Source organism: Variovorax sp. 679, assembly GCF_003952185.1.
In the GTDB taxonomy this organism is placed as follows: Bacteria; Pseudomonadota; Gammaproteobacteria; order Burkholderiales; family Burkholderiaceae_C; genus Variovorax.
In genome coordinates this window covers 469,603-488,552 of record NZ_RXFS01000003.1, presented here as the reverse complement: position 1 = coordinate 488,552, position 18,950 = coordinate 469,603, and the positions used below count along the sequence as shown (strand labels likewise).

Genomic DNA, 18,950 nt, shown 5'->3' with positions numbered 1-18,950 from the left:
GAGAAGAACCCGGCAAAGCAGCCGCTGCTGCAGCACGAAGTCGCGAAGACTGCCAACAAATGCAGCTTCCGCAATGCGCTGCTGCACGTGCGCCTCGTGAGCCGCGCTGTGCCAGTCAGCAGCGGCACTCAACGCTCAGGCCGATGGGGTGCCTTGCGCAGCGAAATAAAGCAGGAGGCCGAAGGCCGGGGGACATTCGCGGAGCAAGGTACCCCGTCGGCCTGAGCGCCCCCGGATGCGAATGAGCGGAGGGCTTCAGTCCATCCAGCCCCGAGCCCGGTCCAGATGCTCACGGCACTCGCGCACCATGCGTTCCAGCAGCTCCGCGCAAGTCGGAATGTCGTCGATCAGCCCGATGCACTGGCCGGCCGAGACCACGCCGTTGTGCACCTCGCCAGACTCCAGCGCCGCACGTCCGCGCGCGCCGGCCACCAGCGGGCGCACGTCCTCGAACTCGCAGCCGCCCGGACGGTTCTCGGTGGCCACCACTTCTTCGGAGATGGCGTTGCGGAACACGCGCGCCGTGTTGTGCAGGGTGCGAAACATCAGCTTGGTGTCGCGCTCGGTCGCCTCCACCAGCGCCTGCTTGATGTTGTCGTGGATCGGCGCCTCCTTGGTCACGCAGAAGCGCGTGCCCATGTTGATGCCCTCGGCGCCCAGCGCCAGCGCCGCCGCCATGCCGCGCCCGTCGGCGATGCCGCCCGACGCGATGATCGGAATGCGCAGCTTGCGCGCCGCCACCGGCAGCAGCACCAGGCCGGGCACGTCGTCCTCGCCCGGATGGCCCGCGCACTCGAAGCCGTCCACCGACACCGCGTCGACGCCGTTGCGCTCCGCCGAGAGCGCATGGCGCACCGAGGTGCACTTGTGGACGATCTTCACGCCGTGCTCCTTCAGCGCCGCGATGAAGTCCTTCGGGCTGTTGCCCGCGGTCTCGACGATCTTCACGCCGCTGTCGATGATGGCCTGCACGTACTCCGCATAGGGCGGCGGCTTCACGGCCGGCAGGATCGTGAGGTTCACGCCGAAGGGCTTGTCGGTCATCGTGCGCGTGCGCTCGATCTCGCGGCGCAGGTCGTCGGGCGTGGGCTGCGTGAGCGCGGTGAGGATGCCGAGGCCCCCGGCGTTCGACACGGCCGACGCCAGCTCGGCGCGGCCCACCCATTGCATGCCGCCCTGGATGATCGGGTAGCGGATGCCCAGCAGTTCGGTGATGCGGGTCTTCATCGTCGCGGCCTCTCGCTTACAGCGCCTTCACCAGTTCCGGCACGGCCGTGAACAGGTCGGCCACGAGGCCGTAGTCGGCCACCGAGAAGATCGGGGCTTCTTCGTCCTTGTTGATCGCCACGATCACCTTGGAGTCCTTCATGCCGGCCAAGTGCTGGATCGCGCCCGAGATGCCTGCTGCGATGTACAGCTGAGGCGCGACGATCTTGCCCGTCTGGCCCACCTGCCAGTCGTTCGGGGCGTAGCCCGCGTCGACGGCTGCACGGCTGGCACCGAGGCCGGCGTTCAGCTTGTCCGCCAGAGGTGCCATCACTTCGGTGAACTTCTCGGCGCTGCCCAGCGCACGGCCGCCCGAGACGATGATCTTGGCGGCGGTCAGCTCAGGACGCTCGCTCTTGGTGACTTCGCGGCCCACGAAGCTGCTCTTGCCGCTGTCGGCCACGCCTGCAGCGTTTTCCACTGCTGCGCTGCCACCGGTGGCGGCTGCCGCATCGAAGCCGGTCGTACGAACGGTGATCACCTTGGTCGCATCGCTGCTCTGCACGGTGGCAATCGCGTTGCCCGCGTAGATCGGACGCTCGAAGGTGTCGGCGCTCACCACGGCCGTGATGTCGCTGATCTGCGCCACGTCCAGCTTGGCAGCCACGCGCGGAGCGACGTTCTTGCCGTTGGCGGTCGAGGGGAACAGGATGTGGCTGTAGTTGCCGGCAATGGCCAGCACTTGAGCTGCGACGTTCTCGGCGAGGTTCTCTGCCAGGCTGGGGCTGTCGGCCGCGATGACCTTGGAGACACCGGCGATCTGGGCCGCCGCCTTGGCCGCTTCGGCCGCATTGGCGCCAGCCACCAGCACGTGCACATCACCACCGCAGGCCAGCGCCGCGGTCACGGTGTTCAGGGTCGCGGGCTTGACGGTCGCGTGGTCGTGTTCGGCAATAACAAGTGCGGTCATGTTCAGATCACCTTCGCTTCGTTCTTCAGTTTGTCCACCAGCGTTGCAACGTCAGGCACCTTGATGCCGGCACCACGCTTCGGCGGCTCCGCGACCTTCAGGGTCTTCAGGCGGGGCTTCACGTCCACGCCCAGGTCCTCGGGCTTGACCGTGTCGAGCTGCTTCTTCTTGGCCTTCATGATGTTGGGCAGCGTCACGTAGCGCGGCTCGTTCAGGCGCAGGTCGGTGGTGATGACTGCGGGCAGCGTGAGCGCGACGGTCTCCAGGCCGCCGTCGACTTCGCGGGTAACAGTGGCCTTGTCACCGGCGACTTCGACCTTCGAGGCGAAAGTGGCTTGGGGCAGGTCAGCCAGCGCAGCCAGCATCTGGCCGGTCTGGTTGGCATCGTCGTCGATGGCCTGCTTGCCGAGGATGATCAGCTGGGGCTGTTCCTTGTCGACCAGCGCCTTCAGCAGCTTGGCCACGGCCAGGGGCTGCAGTTCTTCGGAGGTTTCAACGAGGATGCCGCGATCGGCGCCGATGGCCATGGCGGTGCGCAGGGTTTCCTGGCACTTGGCATCGCCGCAGGAGACAGCGATGACTTCGGTCACGACGCCCTTTTCCTTCAGCCGCACCGCTTCTTCAACGGCGATCTCGTCGAAGGGGTTCATGCTCATCTTGACGTTGGCAATGTCCACTCCGGTGCCGTCGCTCTTCACGCGCACCTTCACGTTGTAATCGACGACCCGTTTGACGGGGACCAGAACCTTCATGGCTGTTCCTTTGAATGACGAAGAAGAAGAGAAGAAATAAGGAAGCGGGTCACTCGAGCTTGGCGCCCGACTGCTTGATCAGGCGCTCCCACACCGGACGCTCGGCCTTCCACGCAGTGGCGAAGAGCTCGGGCGAGCTTTCCTTGACCTCGAAGCCCATGGCCGCGATGCGCTCGCGCACGTCGGGCTGCTGCGTGGCCTTGCGCACTTCCTCGGCGATGCGGTCCACGATGGGCTTGGGCGTCTTAGCGGGCACGGCGATGGCGAGCCAGCCGGTCACGCGGTAGGCCTCGTCCTTCAGGCCCTGCTCGGCCAGCGTGGGCACATTGGGCAGCGTGCTCATGCGGCGCTCGCCGCTCACGCCGATGGCGCGGATCTTCCCGGAGTCGATGTGCGGCTTGGCCACCAGCGCGCTGGCATACGCCATCTGGATCTGGCCGCCGATCAGGTCCTGCATCATCGGCGCCTCGCCCTTGTAGGCGACGTGGCTCATGTCCGACTGCGTCGAGAGGCTCATGTGCGCGCCGGCCAGGTGCGGATATGCGCCGATGCCGTACGAGCCGTAGGCCACCTTGCCCTTGTTGGCGACAACGTACTTCAGCAGCTCGGGGCCGGTCTTGGCCGGCACGCTCGGGTGCACCACCAGCACCAGCGGCGCCGCCGCGATCTGGTAGACCAGCGTGAGGTCGCGCGCCGTGTCGTAGGGCAGCTTCTCGTACAGGAACTCGTTGGTCATGAGCGAGTTGCTCAGGCCCAGCACGATGGTGTAGCCATCGGGCGCCGACTTGGCGACCGCGTCGGTGCCGATGATGCCGGCCGCGCCGGGCTTGTTGTCGATGACGATGGGCTGGCCCATGCCGGCCGACATCTTCTGGCCGATCACGCGTGCGAGCACATCGGTCGCGCCGCCGGCCGCGAAGGGCACGACCATGCGGATGGGCTTGTTCGGGTAGGGGGCCTGTGCATGTGCAGGCGTCAGCGCAACGAGGGCTGCGGCGGATGCGGCTGCGCACAGCAGGGCGCGGCGGTTCGAGGTCGGATGGGTCAAGGTTTGTCTCCCTTTGGTTTCAGAAAAATCTCGAAGAAGAAGTTCAGTCGAGCGCAATGCGGGTCTTGAAGGGCAGGGGCTCCAGCGCCTTCTGCAGCCGCTCCTGCAGCGGCGCGGCCAGCGCACCCGCCGCAGCGCCGTCGATCTGCACGCGCACAAGGCTTTCGCCTTCGGTCTTGGCGACGGGTCGCGCGGCCTCGGGCACGCCCAGTCCGGTGCAGGCTTCGGCAACGGCGGCGTTCACCACCTGCAGCGCGGCCATTGCGCGCAGCTCGGGCTTGTAGATCTTCCCGACGTTGGTCATCGGCATGGTCGCGATCACCGACACCCATTTGGGTCGCGCCGGAGCCTCGTCCACGCGCGCCGAGGTGAAGGCCAGCAGCTCTTCTTCGGTCGCGGAGGCGCCGGGCACCAGCGTCGCGAAGATCACGGGCAGCTCGCCCGCGTAGGCATCGGGCGCGCCGACAGCCGCGCACAGCTGCACGGCCGGGTGCGCGCCCAGCGCGTCCTCGATGGTCTTGGGGTCGATGTTGTGGCCGCTGCGGATGATGAGGTCCTTCGAGCGGCCCGTGAGGTTGAGCCGTTCCTCCTCGTCGATCCAGCCCAGGTCGCCGGTGGCGAGCCAGCCGTCGGCGGTGAAGGCCTTGGCGTTGTCGGCCGGGTCGACGAAGCCGGAGAACACGTTGGGCGACTTGAACAGCACCATGCCCTGCTCGCCGCGCGGCATCTCGCGGTCGCTGGCGTTGCCGTTCTCGTCCAGCGCCACCACGCGCATCTGCATGTAGGGCAGGCGAAAGCCCACGCAGCCCGCGGGCCCGTTCACGCCCGGCGGCGTGATGGTCGAGATGCCGGCCATCTCCGTCATGCCCAGGCTCTCGTGCACGTGCAGGCCGAACAGGCGCTCGAAGCGCGCGGCCAGCTCGGGCGCGAGCACGGCGGCGCCGGTGCGGCAGTAGGTGATCGACGAGATGTCCGCGCCGTCCAGCGGCACGTTGGCCAGCGCGGCGAGCACGGTGGGCACGGCCGAGAGCGACGTGGGGCGGTACTTCGCCACCAGCTTCCAGTAGTTGGCCAGCACCTCCTTGTTGCGCAGCAGCGAGGGCGTGGGAATGATCACTTCCACGCCCGCCGACAGCGACGAGAGCGAGGCCGGCAGCACGCCCGCCACGTGGAACAGCGGATAGCCGTTGATGGAGATGCCGTTCTCGTTCATGCCCGCGACCTGCACGCTGGCCCATGCGGTGAACACCTGCGCGCCATGGCTGTGGCGCGCGAGCTTGGGCGCGCCGGTGGTGCCGCCGGTGTGGAAGTAGGCGGCGATGTCTGAAGGCGCGATGTTGCGGCCGCTCACGAGGCGGTCGTCGGGTTGCGCGGCGCGCAGCACGTCGAACTCGGCGACGCCTTCGGGCAGTGCACCGGCCGCGCCCGGCGCCTCGTCGTGCGGCGCAACGCGCAGCACGGCGGTGAGCGTCGGCACCTGGCCGCGCAGGCGCATGGCCTTCGACCACATGCCCGATTCGGCATCGGAGCCGTAGGCGATCAGCACCTTGGCGCGGCCGGCGGTCATCAGCGCGACCAGCTTCTCGTCGGTGAGCAGCGGGTTCAGCGGCTGCACGATGCCGGCCGCCTCGCCGCCCCACAGCGCGAGGTGGTACTCGAGGCAGCCGGGCAGCAGCACGGCGACGGCGTCGTCGGGCCCCACGCCGAGCGTGTGCAGCATGTTCGCGGTCTGGTGGATGCGCGAGAGCAGCTCGGCATAAGACCAGCGGATCGGCTCGTCGGCCGGGTTGCCGGTGCGCAGGAAGGTCAGCGCGGTCTTGTCGCCGAAGGCATGGCCCGCGTTGCGGAAGATCTCGTAGGTGCTGCGCACCTTGAGCGCCTGCTCGAGCGGCGTTTCCTCGAGCTTGCGGATGTCGGCGAGGCTGCGCACGGGCAACGCGGGGCGGAACGGCGCGCTCACCGGTGTGCCGTAGTCGTTCTCGTATTTCTGCGTCATGTCTGTCTCCTTTGTTTCGTCGCCCTGCGGACCTATGCGTTCTACTGGTTCGTGATGTGGTTGTCGCGAATCACCTTGCCCCAGCGCTCGAAGTCTTCCTTCATGCGCACGCCGGTCTGCTCGGGCGTGCGGTAGGCCGCGAAGGTGCCCACGCTCTGGAGCTTCTCCTGCACTTCCTTGTCGGCCAGCGCCTTCTTCAGCTCGGCGCTCATGCGGTCGACGATGTCCTTCGGCGTGCCGGCCGGCGCCAGCAGGCCGCCCCACGAGGTGGCGTCGAAGCCGGGGAAGCCTTGTTCGGCCACCGTCTTCACGTCGGGCAGCAGGCTCACGCGCTGGCCGGAGCCGACGGCGATGGCGCGCAGCTTGCCGGACTTGATGTGCGGCAGCACGCCCACGAGGTCGGAGAACATCGCGGGCACCTGGCCGCCGAGCAGGTCGGTTACGGCCGGGGCGCTGCCGCGGTAGGGCACGTGCAGCATCTCGAACTTGCCGATGGTCTTCAGCTGCTCGGTCGTCAGGTGGCCGAAGCTGCCGGAGCCCGCGCTCGTGTAGTTGAGCTTGCCGCCCTCGGCCTTGGCCTTGGCGATCAGGCCCTGCACGCCGGTCACGTCGGGCAGCGACTTCGGATTGACCACCAGCACGATCGGCAGGTCGTAGATGCTGCCCACGGGCGTGAAGTTCTTGAAGATGTCGTAGCCGGGCGATGCGTAGAGATGCGAGGCCAGCAGCGTGGGCGTGGCCAGCGTCACGAAGGTGTAGCCGTCGGCCGCCGCGCGCGACGCAGCCGCCGCGCCCACGGTGCCCGAGGCGCCGCTGCGGTTGTCGATCACGATGCTCTGGCCGAGTGCCGTCGACATCTTCTGCGCCACGATGCGCGAGGCCACGTCGGTGGGGCCACCGGGCGGGAAGGGAACGATCAGCGTGATCGGCTTGGCGGGCCAGGCCTGGGCGAAGGCGGTGCCGGCCACCAGGGGCAGGGCGAGAGCGAGGAGGGCGCGGCGCAGGGGGCTGCGCAGGGAAAGGGATGCCATTGGTTTGTCTTCCTTGGGATTTCAGGTGTCTTTTTCTTCAGACGACGCCGTTCGTCTTCAGCGCCGCGAGCTTCTCGTCCGACAGGCCGAGCAGCGACTGCAGCACGTCGTGCGTGCCTTCGCCCAGCGTGGGCGGCGCGCTACGCACCGGCAGGCGCTCGCCGTCGAAGCGGTAGGGCGGCGCGAGCACGTTGACCGTGCCAGCCACCGGATGCGGCTGCGTGGTCACGAGGCCGGCATCGGTCGCGCGCTTCGATTGCAGCGCCTCCAGCAGGCCCAGCACCTCGCCGCAGGGAATGCCGGCGGCGGTGAGCTTCGCGAGCAGGTCGGCGCGTTGGCGCTTCGCGAGCTCGGCATGCAGCTCGGGCAGCAGCGCGGCGCGGTTGGCCGAACGCAGGATGTTGGTCTTGAAGCGCTCGTCGGCCGCGAGGTCGGGCCGCTCGATCACCTCGGTGCAGAAGCGCGCGAACTGTGCGTTGTTGCCCACGGTGATGACCAGCGGGCCGTCGGCCGCGTCGAACACGCCATACGGCACGATCGACGGATGCGAGTTGCCGTAGCGCGGCGGGTCTTCGCCCATGAGCAGCGCTTCGAGGCCGTAGTAGGCGGTGATCATCAGGCCGCAGTCGTACAGCGCCATCTCCACGTGCCGGCCCTTGCCGGTCTTCTCGCGCTGGTACAGCGCGGCGAGGATGGCCTGCGCCGAGTACATGCCGGTGAACAGGTCGACGGCCGCCACGCCGAACTTCAGCGGCGGCTGGTTCGCCTCACCGTTGAGCGCCATCAGGCCGGCCTCGCCCTGCACCACGAGGTCGTAGCCCGGGCGCGCAGCCTCGGGGCCTGTGCGGTCGTAGCCCGAGATCGAGCAGTAGATGAGGCCCGGATGTTCCTTGCTGAGCTGTTCATAGCCGAGGCCCAGCTTGTCGATGCCGTCGAACTTGAAGTTCTGGATGACCACGTCGCACTGTTTGGCGAGATCGCGCGCGATCTGCTGGCCTTCGGGCGTCTGCAGGTCGAGCGTGACCGAGCGCTTGTTGCGGTTCACGCTGTTGAAGTAGGCGGTCTCGGTCTTGCCCACGCGCAGGCCCCAGTCGCGCGTGTCGTCGCCGCGGCCCGGGTGCTCCACCTTGATGACTTCGGCGCCCATGTCGGCCAGCACCATGCCGCACCAGGGGCCCGCGAGGATGCGGGACAGATCGAGAACGCGAACGCCGGCAAGCGGCAGCGATGAATTCGGCAGTGGCATGAGATCAGCTCCCTGGAAACGAGAAAGCCCCGCACGGTGCATACGTCGCGCGAGGCGGAAAGGCAGGGCGAGCGGCCGGCGTCAGGACGCGTCCTGCTTCTGGTGGCGCAGCGCGGCGAAGTCGGCCTTGCGCTTGCCGAGGAAGGCGCCGATGCCTTCGGCCGCCTCGGCATCCGCCTGCGACTCGACCATGTACACGGCCTCGGCTTCGAGCTGCTCTTCCAGCGTGGAGCGGTGCGCCTGTCGGCACAGCGTCTTGATGCGCGCGCTGGCGCGCTGCGGGCCGCCCGCCACCTTGGCTGCGAGCGCGATGGCCTCGGCCAGCGCGGCGCCCTTGTCGGTCAGGCGGTTGACCGCGCCCAGCGCATGCAGTCGTTCGGCCGGCATGCGGTCGCCGGTCAGGCACATCTCGGTGAGCACCTGGCGCGAGACGAACTCCGAGAGGAAGGCCGTGGCGCCGCCGTCGGGCGTGAGGCCGACCTTGACGTAGGCCACGGTGTAGAAGGCGTCGCGCGCAGACACCAGCATGTCGCAGGCCAGCGCCATCGACAGGCCCGCGCCGGCAGCGCCGCCTTCGACGGCCGCGATGACGGGCTTGCCGCAATCGCGGATCGCGCGGATCAGGTTGTTCAGGCCTTCGAGCTTCTCGCGGCGCTCCGACGCGGGCAGCTCGCGGCGCTTGGCCAGCAGGTTGAGGTCGCCGCCGGAGCAGAAGAAGTCGCCCGCGCCGGTGAAGACGATGGCGCCGACCTCGGGGTCGTTCTGTGCGTCGGCGAGCGCGGCGGAGAGTTCGGCGTACAGCGTCGGCGTGATCGCGTTGCGCGCGGCCGGGTTGCTGTTGGTGAGGATGCGCACGGCACCCTCCTGCGAGATCAGAACCGTCTTGTTGTCGCTCATGCCGCAACCTCCTTGCCGAGCGAGATGTAGCGCTGCAGGTGGTGGTCTTCGTCGCCGAGCTGGTGGTCGATCATCACGAGGCGCTTGGCGTAGTGAGGCAGCGGCAGCTCCCACGTCATGCCGATGCCGCCGTGCATCTGGATGCTTTCCTCCGCCACCAGCGCGCCGATGCGGCCGATGCTGAACTTGGCGGCCGACAGCGCACGCTCGCGCGTCAGGCGGTCGCCGGTGTCGATGGCGGCTGCGGCGTTGATGACGGCCGAGCGGGCCTGTTCGATTTCGAGCAGCAGGTCGGCCATGCGGTGCTGCAGCGCCTGGAAGCTGCCGATCAGCGTGCCGAACTGCTTGCGCGTGCGCAGGTATTCGAGCGTCGCGGACTTGGCCGCTTCCATCGCGCCCACGGCTTCGGCGCACAGCGCGAGCACGCCGCGGCCGATGGCGCGTTCCAGCGTGGCGTGGCCCTGGCCTTCGGCGCCTAGCAGCGCGTCGGCGCCCAGCTTCACGCCGTCGAACGAGAGTTCCGCGACGCGGCCGCCGTCGATGGCGGGGCAGCCGCGCACCGATAGGCCCGCCGTCTTCGCGGGCACGAGGAACAGCGAGATGCCGGCTTCGTCGTCCACGCCGCCCGAGGTGCGGGCCGATACGAGGAACAGGTCGGCCTGCTCGCCCTGCGGCACGACAGCCTTGGCGCCGTGCAGCACCCAGCCGTCGCCACTGCGCTCGGCCTTCGTTTGCACGCGCGTGCGTTCGTAGTGCGTGTCGGCTTCATCGTGCGCGAAGGCCGCGACGATCGCGCCGTTGATGATGTCGCCGATCTTTTCCTTCTGCGCATCGCTGCCTGCAGCGCTGATCGCCTCGCCGACCATCACCGCGCCCAGCAGCGGTTCGATCACCAGGCCGCGGCCCAGTGCCTCGAAGACCACGGCGATGTCGAAGCCGCCGCCGCCGAAGCCGCCATCGGCCTCGCTGAAGAGGGCGCCGATCACGCCGAGCTCGGCGAACTGCTGGAAGATTTCCTTGCTGAATCCGTGCTCCGACTTCGCGATGCGGTCGCGCGCGTCGAAGGCGTACTGCTCGCTGATGAAGCGGTTCAGGCTGTCGGCGAGCATGCGCCGGTCTTCGGTGTGTTCGAAGTTCATGGCATGTCTCCTTTAAAGCCCGAGGATCATCTTGGAGATGATGTTCTTCTGGATTTCGTTCGAGCCGCCGAAGATCGACAGCTTGCGGTTGTTGAAGTAGCGCGAGGCGGCGGCCGAGGCGTAGTCGGGGCCGAAGGTCTCGCCGGTGTAGCCGTCCTTCAATGCTTCCGCGATGAAGGGGCGGCCATAGACGCCCATCGCGCGGCGGGCCAGCGACGAGATTTCCTGGCGGATCTCGGTGCCGCGAATCTTGAGCATCGAGCTTTCCGCGCCCGGCACGCCGCCGCCGGCCACCGCCGCGATCACGCGCAGGTTGGTGGTCTTCATGTTCTCCAGGTCGATCTCGACGCGCGCCATGCGCGCCGCGAAGGCCGGGTCTTCCGCCAGCGGCTTGCCGTTCTTGGTCTGCGTGGCGGCAATGCCCTTCAACTGTTCGAGCGCGGCCACCGAGAAGCCCACGCCCGCGATGTTGGTGCGCTCGTAGGTCAGCAGGTACTTGGCGCAGGTCCAGCCCTTGTTCTCCTCGCCCACGAGGTTCTCGGCGGGCACGCGCACGTCGGAGAAGAACACTTCATTGACTTCATGCTCGCCGTCGAGCGTGATGATCGGGCGCACTTCGACGCCGGGCGACTCCATGTCGATCAGCAGGAAGCTGATGCCTTCCTGCTTCTTCGCCTCGCGATTGGTGCGCACCAGGCAGAAGATCATGTTGGCGTGCTGGCCCAGCGTGGTCCAGGTCTTCTGGCCGTTCACGATGTAGTGGTCGCCCTGCGCGTCGATGCCGCGCACGGCGGTGGTCTTCACCGCCGCGAGGTCGGAGCCCGCGCCGGGTTCCGAGTAGCCCTGGCACCACCAGTCGGCCCCATTCAGGATGCGCGGCAGCCAGTAGCTTTTCTGGGCCTCGTTGCCGTACTTGATGAGCACCGGGCCGAGCATGTTCACGCCGAAGGGCACGATGCGCGGCGCGAAGGCCAGCGCGCATTCGTTCTCGAAGATGAACTTCTCCACCGCCGTCCAGCCCGGTCCGCCGTACTGCTCGGGCCAGTGGTTGGCCAGCCAGCCGCGCTCGTTGAGGATGGCGTGCCATTCCTGCATGTCGGCCTTCTCGAGGATCTTGCCGCTGCGCACTTTCTCGGACAGCCGCACCGGCAGCTTGGCGGCCAGGAAGGCGCGCACTTCACTGCGGAAGGCTTCTTCTTCGGGGGTGAAGTTCAGGTCCATCGCTGGCTCCTCTTCAGTAGATTTCAAAGAGACCGGCTGCGCCCATGCCGCCGGCGATGCACATCGTGACCACCGCGTACTTCGCGCCGCGGCGCTTGCCTTCGATGAGCACGTGGCCCGCGAGGCGCGCGCCGGTCATGCCGAAGGGGTGGCCGATGGAGATCGCGCCGCCGTTCACGTTGAGCAGTTCCGAGGGAATGCCCAGCTTGTCCTGGCAGTAGATCGACTGCGAGGCGAAGGCCTCGTTGAGTTCCCACAGGCCGATGTCCTGGACCTTGAGGCCGTGGCGCGCGAGCAGCTTGGGCACCGCGAACACCGGGCCGATGCCCATCTCGTCCGGCTCGCAGCCGGCCACCGCGAGGCCGCGGAAGGCGCCCAGCGCCTTGATGTTGGCGCGCTCGGCATCCTTGGCTTCCATCAGCACGCAGGCCGATGCGCCGTCCGACAGCTGCGAGGCGTTGCCGGCGGTGACGAACTTGTCTTCGCCCATCACTGGCTTCAGCTTGGCGAGCGCCTCGTAGGTGGTGCCGCGGCGGTTGCAGTTGTCTTCGGTGGCGGTCACTTCGCGGTAGCTGACTTCCTTCGTCTCCTTGTCGGTCACCGCCATGGTGGTGGTGCAGGCGACGATCTCGTCCTTGTAGCGGCCGGCGATCTGCGCTTCTTCGGTGCGGCGCTGGCTCTCGGCCGAGAAGCGGTCCTGCGCTTCGCGGCTGATGTTGTAGCGCTTGGCGACGATGTCGGCGGTTTCGATCATCGCCATGTACAGCTCGGGCTTGTGCTCGACGATCCACGGGTCCATGCCGCTGTCGCCTGCGTCGGTGGCGCTGCGGGTGCGGATCTGCGAGATGCTTTCGACGCCACCCGCGATCATGGCCGGCGCGCCGTCCACCACGATGCGGCCCGCGGCCATGGCGATGGCTTGCAGGCCCGAGGCGCAGAAGCGGTTCACGGTGGTGCCGGCGATGCCGATCGGCAGGCCCGCACGGATGATGGCCTGGCGCGCGATGTTGCGGCCGGTGGTGCCTTCGGGGTAGCCGCAGCCGAGGATGGCGTCCTCGATCAGAGCGGGGTCGAGGCCCGAGCGCTCGACGGCCGCCTTCACGGCGAAGGCCGCCAGCGTGGGGCCGGGGGTGATGTTGAATTCGCCGCGGTGCGCCTTGGTGAGCGGGGTGCGGGCGGTGGAAACGATGACGGCTTCACGCATGGGGTTGTCTCCTGGACGGCTGGCTCTGTGATTACTCGGATTGATTGAGGCTGGCGAAATCGGCGCCGCGCTCGACCAGCTGCACCAGCAGCGGCGAGGGCTTCCAGAAGATCGGGTCTTCCTTCGCAAACTCCTGGATGTCGGCCAGCACCTTGGGCAGGCCCACGGTGTCGGCGTACTTCATCGGGCCGCCGCGGTGGCGCGGGAAGCCGTAGCCGTAGAGGAAGGTCACGTCCACGTCGAGCGGTCGCAGCGCGATGCGCTGGAGCACGACGTTGGCGCCTTCGTTGATCATCGCGGCCATGTAGCGGCGCATGATTTCTTCCTCGGTGAAGGCGCGTGGCTTGATGCCCGCGCGCTCGCGCTCGGCGTCGATGATGGCCAGCACCTCGGGGTCGGGCACGCCGGTGCGCGCGCCTTCGGGGTACAGGTAGTAGCCGCGCTGCGTCTTCTGGCCGAACCAGCCGCGCTCGCAGATGCGGTCGGCCACCTGCACGTAGCGGGCCTTCGGGTCGCGCGTGGCGGCCTTGCGCTTGCGCGTGGCCCAGCCGATGTCGCCGCCCGCGAGGTCGGACACCTGGAAGGGGCCCATCGGGTAGCCGAAGTTGCGCACGGCCGCGTCGATGTCGTAGGGCGATGCGCCGTCTTCCATCATGTGGTCGGCGGCCTGGCGGTACACGGCCAGGATGCGGTTGCCGATGAAGCCGTCGCACACGCCGGCGCGCACCGGCACCTTCTTCAGCTTCTTCGCGAGCTCGAAGCCGGTGGCGACCACGTCGGCGCTCACCTTGGCGGGCACCACGATCTCCAGCAGCTTCATGATGTTGGCGGGCGAGAAGAAGTGCAGGCCCACCACGTCCTGCGGACGCGAGATGCTGGCGGCGATCTCGTCGATGTCGAGGTACGAGGTATTGGTGGCGATCACGGCGCCGCGCTTGCACACGCGGTCGAGCTCGGCGAACACGGCCTTCTTGACGCCCATTTCCTCGAACACGGCCTCGACCACGATGTCGACCTGCGCGAGCGCGTCGTAGCTGGTGGAGCCCGAGAAGCGCGCCATGACGGCTGCCTTGGCCTCGGGCGTCATGCGGCCCTTGGCGATGAGGCCGTCATAAACCTTCTCCACGTTGGCGCGGCCGCGCGCGAGTTGCGTGTCGTCGCGCTCGATCATGGTCACGGGCATGCCGGCGTCGAGCATCGCCACCGCGATGCCCGCGCCCATGGTGCCGCCGCCGACGATGCCGGCGGACTCCAGCGCGCGGGGGCTGGCCGACTTGGTCTCGGGCGCCTTCAGCACTTCGCGCTCGGCGAAGAAGGCGTGGATCAGGCCGGCGCGCTGCGGGCTGTCGATGCACTGCAGGAACAGCTTGCGCTCCAGCGCCATCCCTTCGTCGAAGGGCAGCGTGAGCGCGCCTTCGACGGCCTCGACGATCTTCATCGGCGAGAACAGGCCGCGGCTCTTCTTGGCGGTGTCGGCGCGGGCGGCCTCGAGGGCGGCGCGGCTGGCTTCCTTGTCGGCCAGCGCGCCGGCTTCGCGCGTACGGCGCACCGGGGCCTTGGCGGCGACCAGTTCATTCGCGTAGGCGAGGCCTTCGGCGCGGGCGTCGGCGTCGGCGTCGGCGTCGGCGTCGGTGCCGAGGCGGTCGACGAGGCCGAGCGACAGCGCTTCCCTCGCGCCGGCGTGGCGGCCGCTGAGCATGAGTTCGATGGCGGGCTTCACGCCGATCAGGCGCGGCGCGCGCTGCGTGCCGCCCGAGCCGGGCAGCAGGCCCAGCGCCACTTCGGGCAGGCCCAGCTTCGCGGTGGGCGAGGCGATGCGGTAGTGGGCCGACAGCGCCACCTCGAGGCCGCCGCCGAGCGCGGCGCCGTGGATCGCGGCGACCACGGGTTTCGTGCAGTTCTCGATCTTCAGGCACACCTCGGGCAGCGAGGGCGGCTGCGGGGTCTTGCCGAACTCGCGGATGTCGGCGCCCGCGATGAAGTTGCGGCCCGCGCCGACGATCAGCACCGCCTTGGCAGCGCTGTCGGCCTCGGCCGCGTCGATGGCGGCCACGAGGCCGCGGCGCACATCCACGCCCAGGGCGTTGACGGGCGGGTTGTCGATGGTCACCACGAACACGTCGCCAAGACGTTCGAAGGTGACAGGACCGGTGGACGTGGAGGGGCTGGGAGTGGTGGTGGCCATGTGCGTGTCGCTTGTCTCTTGCGTTGCGGACCGTGCGGGTCCGAGGCTCTGGGGTGAACCCAGCATTCTTGGCCTGAGCCGCCGCTTTGACAATTGCATAGCCGGTTGACAGACTGTCAAAGGATTTTTGACACAATCGGCCCATGGACCTCCAGTCGCTCACCCTGTTGGTGGAAATCCTCGATGCCGGCAACCTGAGCGCGGCCGCGCGGCGGCTCAAGATGACCCGCGCCAACGTCAGCTACCACCTGAACCAGCTGGAGCGCTCGGTGGGCGCGCAGCTGGTGCGCCGCACCACCCGCCGCGCCGAGCCGACCGAGATCGGCCTGCGGCTCTACCAGCACGGCATCGCCATCCAGGCCGAGCTGCTGGCGGCGCGCGAATCGGTGACGACGCTGGGGCAGGGCCTGCAGGGCCGCGTGCGCCTGAGCGTGCCCAGCGGCTACGGGCAGCTGGTCATGGCCGACTGGCTGATCGACTTCAAGCGCCAGTACCCCGGCATCGTGCTCGACGTGGTGTTCGAGAACCGCATCGAGGACCTGCTGCGCGACGAAGTCGACATCGCGATCCGCGTGATTCCCGAACCGCCGCAGAACCTGGTGGCGCGCGCGATGGGGCCGGTGCGCTACGTGGCCTGCGCTTCGAGCGAATACGCGGCGAAGAACCCGTTGCCGGTGCAGCTCGACGCGCTGCAGGGCGCGCCGGTGGTCACGGCCGCCGTCATCGGCCGGCAGCTGCGCGTGTCGGCCTACCAGGGCGAGACGAGGCGCGAGGTGATCCTGGAGCCGACGCTGATCTCGGAAAACTTCCTTTTCCTGCGCCAGGCCATCCTCGCGGGCCTGGGCATCGGCCTGGTGCCCGACTACGTGGTGCAGGAAGACGTGCGCCGCGGCGACGTGGTGACCACGCTCGACGACTGGCGCCTCTCGATCTTCGGCACGCAGATGTTCATGCTCTACATGCCGAACCGCCAGCACACGCGGGCGATCCGGACGTTCATCGATTTCGTGCTGGAGCGGGTGCGGGTGCCGGGCTACGACGGACCGGACGTGCAGTAGATCAAGAGGGCCGTCACGCCGATCGCAAGCCAGGTGAGGAAGCCCACGAGGCTGCCCAGATCCGCATTGATGACGATGCGTCCGCTGGACGTGCGAAGCCACCTGCAGGTCATCGCTTCGACGCCTTCTTTGGGCTGCTCGACAACGACATGTCCCAGCGTGGCGATCGGAACGACGATGAACCCGGTGATGTAGCCGGTCAGGTGCACCAAGGCTTCTCCGATGGGCTGCAGCACCAGTTCGATTACTGGCCGGATCAGGGCTTCGGCAAGGCCTTCAAGGGGCATTGGTTCTTTCCAGCAAACGCAGCTTCACAGACTTCCAATCGGTCGGTTTGGCCTGATGGCTACGACGTTCGCCGGTCGGTCTCCGCGCTCTCGTAATACCGCGACTTGTCCACGTACATCGCCCGGTCCGCGCGCTGCAGTGCGGCTTCCAGCGGCTCGTCGCCGTGGCAGGTCGCAAGGCCGATGGCGAGGCTCAGCGCGTGGCCGCTCTGGCCGGCGTGGAACTGGTTGTTCATCTCGAGCAGCGTGAGGATGCGCTCGCGCATCGCCTCGGCGCCGCGTTCGTCGGTCATGGGCAGCAGCACGGCGAACTCGTCGCCGCCGATGCGCGCGGGCCAGGCCGGCAGGTCGACGGCCTTGTCGAGCACTTCGCCCATGCGGCGCAGCAGCGAGTCGCCGGCCGCGTGACCCTCCTGGTCGTTGACCTGCTTCAGGCCGTTGAGGTCGATGGCCACGATCGACACCGGCCACGGCCCCTTGCGCGCGAGGCGGTTGAGTTCTTCGGTGTAGTAGGTGCGGTTGCACAGCTGCGTGAGCACGTCGTGCTTGCCGAGGTATTCGAGGTACGCCTCGGCCTTCTTGCGCGCGGTGATGTCGACCAGCGACACCAGCACCAGGTCCCAGGTGTCGAGCCGGTCGTCCTGCACCGCGAACTGCATGTGGATGTTCAGCACCTCGCCCGACAGCGAGTAGTTGAGCACCTCGCGGTGCTGCACCGTCTTGCCGTTCCACAGGTCCTGCAGCTGCTCGGCGAACGACTCGCGCATCTCGTCGCGGAAGATGCGCGAGAGGTTGCCCAGCAGCGCGGGCAGGTCGGGCGCGCCGAACATGCGCAGCGTCTCGTGGTTCACGTCGATCACGCGGATCTCCTGCATGCAGCGCGTGACGAAGTCAGGGTGCACCTTGATGAAGGTTGCGAAGTCGGTGATGCCGCGCGAGCGGATGGTGTCGAGCAGCGAGCGCACCGCGCTGAAGTCTTCCACCCACAGCGACACCGGCGAGCGGTCGAACAGGCTGCGCGCGTAGATGGCGCTCTCGTCGCGCAGGCGCTGCGCGGCCACGCGCTCGGTGACGTCGTCGAGCGCCACCAGCACGCGGCTCCAGCTGTCCTCGTAGCCGGGCAGCACGCGGGCGCGCACGCGCACGTCGAGCCTGCGGCCATCCAGCGCGTAGTTGACGGTCTCGCTCTCGAAGCTGAGCTGGCCGCGCCAGAGCTGGTCGAGCTCGTGCACCACGGTGGCCGACATGTCGCCGCGGAACACGCGGTCGAGTGCGCCCAGCAGGGTCTGCTCGCTGTCGGCGCCGAAGAGCTTCAGCGTGTGCTGGTTGACCCGCAGCACCTTCAGCAGCGCCATGCAGTCGCTCACCCGGCGCGGATCGGCCGACAGGTGCGCCACCAGGTCGGTGATGCCCTCGGCACGCCAGCCGTCGAGCTTGCGCTTGAGGTCGCCGTAGTCCTCGATCCAGAGGGAGACGGGCGCCAGGTCGAACATGGCGTCGAGGTCGCCGGCGGACGGCGGAACCGGATCGGAGCCGGATGCGGGCAGGGCCATCGATGGAGCTTTCTGGAAGGCGGCCGCGGCCGTTGATGGCCGGTACCGACGATGTGAGTCCTAAATTATTACTCGCGGCTGCCTGACTCAGCGACTGTAGAGGCCCACCACGCTCTGGCCGCCCAGCGCGCGGCCCTTGAGCGCGGCCAGCAGCGCATCGCGGCCCAGGCCGGCCGGCAGGCTGCCCGGCGCGAGCTCGGTGGCGATCACGGTCACCACGTAGTGATGCGGCCGGTCGCCCACCGGCGGGCACATGCCGCGGTAGGCGGGCGTGCCGGCCACGTTCGGGCCCATGGTGAAGTCGAAGTTCGAGCCCGCCGCCCCTTCGCCCGCCTTGAGCTCGCCGCGCTCGGCCGCGATGTTGTAGGCCACCCAGTGCGACACGCCGAGGCCGGCCGCGCCGTCGGGGTCGAACACCAGTACGGCGACCGACTTCGTCTTGGCCGGCAGGTTGCTCCAGGCCACCGGCGGCGAGATGTTCTTGCCGCCGCAGTCGCCCACGCCCGCGTGTTCGGCCGGGATGGTGCCGTTGTCGCCGAAAGCGCTGGAGCTGACCTTCATGCCCGTGGAGGAACCCTTGCCGCCGGACGACATGCCTGCGCAGCCCGCAAGGAGGCCGGCGAGGGCGAGGGCCGTGGCCGACAGGGCCAGGGGGCGGAGCTTGCTGTTGCCATTGCCATTACGTGTTTTCTGCATTTCTTCTTTCTCCTGGAGAGTTGTCTTCACTCGGCCGCACCGAGCCACACGCTGCCGTCCGCCTTCTCGTGCACCGCCAGCGGCGTGAGCTGTGTGCCGCGGCAGGGGCCGCCGACGCACTCGCCGGTGTCGGGCTCGAAGATCGCGCCGTGCCGGGCGCACATCAGAAAGCGGCCTGAACTTTCCAGCACCTGGCCTTCGAAATCAAGCGGGCCGCCCGCATGGGGGCACTGGTTGAGATAGCCGTACACGCCGGCCTGCCAGCGCACGGCGAAGGCCCGCGCGCCGCCGGGTGTGGTGAAGACGGCAGCGAGGCCGCCCTCGGCCAGTGTCGGGGCGATCAGCTGGGGCTCGGTCGTATTCATGCCTGTGATTGCATTTGTCGTCGGAAGCGAAGCAAACAGTATCTCCTGCGCGCCGGTGCCGGGCAGTCTGCTCGGCCGATCTCGCGTAGGCGAACG

17 protein-coding genes are annotated in these 18,950 nt (G+C 68.3%); 1 reads left to right on the top strand and 16 read right to left on the bottom strand.

Annotated features, from left to right (window positions below):
* Positions 1-255: 255 nt before the first annotated feature.
* The 12 genes from EJO71_RS09640 to EJO71_RS09585 all read right to left on the bottom strand — a co-directional run bounded on the left by EJO71_RS09640 (position 256) and on the right by EJO71_RS09585 (position 14,895).
* Positions 256-1,227, bottom strand: a complete 972-nt coding sequence (locus EJO71_RS09640) for a nitronate monooxygenase family protein (RefSeq protein WP_125948217.1) — start codon at positions 1,225-1,227, stop codon at positions 256-258.
* Positions 1,228-1,243: 16 nt separating this feature from the next.
* Complete coding sequence (locus tag EJO71_RS09635) at positions 1,244-2,176, bottom strand: FAD-binding protein (RefSeq protein WP_093207435.1); 933 nt, start codon at positions 2,174-2,176, stop codon at positions 1,244-1,246.
* Positions 2,177-2,178: 2 nt separating this feature from the next.
* Complete coding sequence (locus EJO71_RS09630) at positions 2,179-2,928, bottom strand: electron transfer flavoprotein subunit beta/FixA family protein (RefSeq protein WP_125948218.1); 750 nt, start codon at positions 2,926-2,928, stop codon at positions 2,179-2,181.
* A 49-nt stretch (positions 2,929-2,977) separates the two neighbouring features.
* Positions 2,978-3,976, bottom strand: a complete 999-nt coding sequence (locus EJO71_RS09625) for a tripartite tricarboxylate transporter substrate binding protein (protein WP_125948219.1) — start codon at positions 3,974-3,976, stop codon at positions 2,978-2,980.
* 43 nt (positions 3,977-4,019) lie between these two features.
* Complete coding sequence (locus EJO71_RS09620; protein ID WP_125948220.1) at positions 4,020-5,972, bottom strand: acyl-CoA synthetase; 1,953 nt, start codon at positions 5,970-5,972, stop codon at positions 4,020-4,022.
* Positions 5,973-6,013: 41 nt separating this feature from the next.
* On the bottom strand, positions 6,014-7,003 hold the full coding sequence (locus EJO71_RS09615; RefSeq protein ID WP_125948221.1) for a tripartite tricarboxylate transporter substrate binding protein: 990 nt from the start codon (positions 7,001-7,003) through the stop codon (positions 6,014-6,016).
* A gap of 37 nt (positions 7,004-7,040) precedes the next feature.
* On the bottom strand, positions 7,041-8,249 hold the full coding sequence (locus tag EJO71_RS09610; RefSeq protein ID WP_125948222.1) for a CaiB/BaiF CoA-transferase family protein: 1,209 nt from the start codon (positions 8,247-8,249) through the stop codon (positions 7,041-7,043).
* A gap of 81 nt (positions 8,250-8,330) precedes the next feature.
* Complete coding sequence (locus EJO71_RS09605; protein WP_125948223.1) at positions 8,331-9,146, bottom strand: enoyl-CoA hydratase; 816 nt, start codon at positions 9,144-9,146, stop codon at positions 8,331-8,333.
* Complete coding sequence (locus EJO71_RS09600; RefSeq protein ID WP_125948224.1) at positions 9,143-10,285, bottom strand: acyl-CoA dehydrogenase family protein; 1,143 nt, start codon at positions 10,283-10,285, stop codon at positions 9,143-9,145. Before EJO71_RS09600 ends, EJO71_RS09605 begins: the two co-directional genes overlap by 4 nt.
* A 12-nt stretch (positions 10,286-10,297) precedes the next feature.
* A complete protein-coding gene (locus EJO71_RS09595; RefSeq protein WP_125948225.1) occupies positions 10,298-11,506 on the bottom strand; it encodes an acyl-CoA dehydrogenase family protein in 1,209 nt (402 codons plus the stop codon).
* A gap of 13 nt (positions 11,507-11,519) precedes the next feature.
* A complete protein-coding gene (locus EJO71_RS09590; protein ID WP_125948226.1) occupies positions 11,520-12,710 on the bottom strand; it encodes an acetyl-CoA C-acyltransferase in 1,191 nt (396 codons plus the stop codon).
* 31 nt (positions 12,711-12,741) lie between these two features.
* On the bottom strand, positions 12,742-14,895 hold the full coding sequence (locus EJO71_RS09585) for a 3-hydroxyacyl-CoA dehydrogenase NAD-binding domain-containing protein (RefSeq protein ID WP_125948227.1): 2,154 nt from the start codon (positions 14,893-14,895) through the stop codon (positions 12,742-12,744).
* Positions 14,896-15,038: 143 nt separating this feature from the next.
* Between EJO71_RS09585 and EJO71_RS09580 the strand changes: the two genes are divergently transcribed.
* A complete protein-coding gene (locus tag EJO71_RS09580; protein ID WP_125948228.1) occupies positions 15,039-15,953 on the top strand; it encodes a LysR family transcriptional regulator in 915 nt (304 codons plus the stop codon).
* Here EJO71_RS09580 and EJO71_RS09575 read toward each other — a convergent pair.
* From EJO71_RS09575 to EJO71_RS09560, 4 genes are all read right to left on the bottom strand, one after another.
* Positions 15,929-16,240 carry a hypothetical protein gene (locus tag EJO71_RS09575; RefSeq protein ID WP_125948229.1) on the bottom strand — a complete coding sequence of 104 codons (312 nt, stop codon included), beginning with the start codon at positions 16,238-16,240 and terminating at the stop codon, positions 15,929-15,931. The genes EJO71_RS09580 and EJO71_RS09575 overlap by 25 nt on opposite strands.
* A gap of 59 nt (positions 16,241-16,299) precedes the next feature.
* Positions 16,300-17,793 carry a GGDEF domain-containing protein gene (locus EJO71_RS09570; RefSeq protein WP_171022513.1) on the bottom strand — a complete coding sequence of 498 codons (1,494 nt, stop codon included), beginning with the start codon at positions 17,791-17,793 and terminating at the stop codon, positions 16,300-16,302.
* Between the two features lie 87 nt (positions 17,794-17,880).
* A complete protein-coding gene (locus EJO71_RS09565) occupies positions 17,881-18,489 on the bottom strand; it encodes a YbhB/YbcL family Raf kinase inhibitor-like protein (RefSeq protein ID WP_206169002.1) in 609 nt (202 codons plus the stop codon).
* A gap of 26 nt (positions 18,490-18,515) precedes the next feature.
* Positions 18,516-18,854, bottom strand: a complete 339-nt coding sequence (locus tag EJO71_RS09560; protein ID WP_125948230.1) for a Rieske 2Fe-2S domain-containing protein — start codon at positions 18,852-18,854, stop codon at positions 18,516-18,518.
* Positions 18,855-18,950: the final 96 nt, after the last annotated feature.